Origin of the sequence: Pseudomonas nitroreducens NBRC 12694 (assembly GCF_002091755.1) — a bacterium.
Classification (GTDB): Bacteria; Pseudomonadota; Gammaproteobacteria; order Pseudomonadales; family Pseudomonadaceae; genus Pseudomonas; species Pseudomonas nitroreducens.
Genome location: NZ_BDAI01000033.1, coordinates 1 through 1,110, shown reverse-complemented (window position 1 = coordinate 1,110; position 1,110 = coordinate 1). Strand labels below are relative to the sequence as shown.

The window sequence follows — 1,110 nt, the reverse complement described above, 5'->3', positions numbered from 1 at the left end:
CGTCGGCACCATCGGTCACGTTGACCACGGCAAAACCACTCTGACCGCTGCTCTGACCAAGGTCTGCTCCGAGACCTGGGGCGGTTCCGCTCGCGCTTTCGACCAGATCGACAACGCGCCGGAAGAGAAGGCTCGTGGTATCACCATCAACACCTCTCACGTTGAATACGACTCGCCGGTACGCCACTACGCTCACGTAGACTGCCCGGGCCACGCCGACTACGTGAAGAACATGATCACCGGTGCTGCTCAGATGGACGGCGCGATCCTGGTTTGCTCGGCTGCTGACGGCCCCATGCCGCAGACCCGCGAGCACATCCTGCTGTCCCGTCAGGTAGGCGTTCCTTACATCGTCGTGTTCCTGAACAAGGCCGACATGGTTGACGACGCCGAGCTGCTGGAGCTGGTCGAAATGGAAGTTCGCGATCTGCTGAACACCTACGACTTCCCGGGCGACGACACTCCGATCGTGATCGGTTCCGCTCTGATGGCTCTGAACGGCCAGGACGACAACGAGATGGGCGTTTCCGCCGTGCGCAAGCTGGTAGAAACCCTGGACTCCTACATCCCTGAGCCGGTTCGTGCAATCGACCAGCCGTTCCTGATGCCGATCGAAGACGTGTTCTCGATCTCCGGTCGTGGCACCGTGGTAACTGGCCGTGTTGAGCGTGGCATCGTCAAGGTCCAGGAAGAAGTGGAAATCGTCGGCATCAAGGCGACCACCAAGACCACCTGCACCGGCGTTGAAATGTTCCGCAAGCTGCTCGACGAAGGTCGTGCTGGTGAGAACGTCGGCGTCCTGCTGCGCGGCACCAAGCGTGAAGACGTAGAGCGTGGTCAGGTTCTGGCCAAGCCGGGCACCATCAAGCCGCACACCAAGTTCGAATGCGAAGTGTACGTGCTGTCCAAGGAAGAAGGTGGTCGTCACACCCCGTTCTTCAAGGGCTACCGTCCGCAGTTCTACTTCCGTACCACCGACGTAACCGGCAACTGCGAACTGCCGGAAGGCGTTGAGATGGTAATGCCGGGCGACAACGTGAAAATGGTTGTCACCCTGATCGCTCCGATCGCCATGGAAGATGGCCTGCGCTTCGCGATTCGCGAAGGCGG

1 protein-coding gene is annotated in these 1,110 nt (G+C 60.3%); it reads left to right on the top strand.

The window, feature by feature from the left end:
- Nucleotides 1-1,110, top strand: a 1,110-nt coding sequence (tuf, locus tag PNI01S_RS28120) for an elongation factor Tu (protein WP_084359861.1), incomplete at both ends; no start/stop codon positions are given.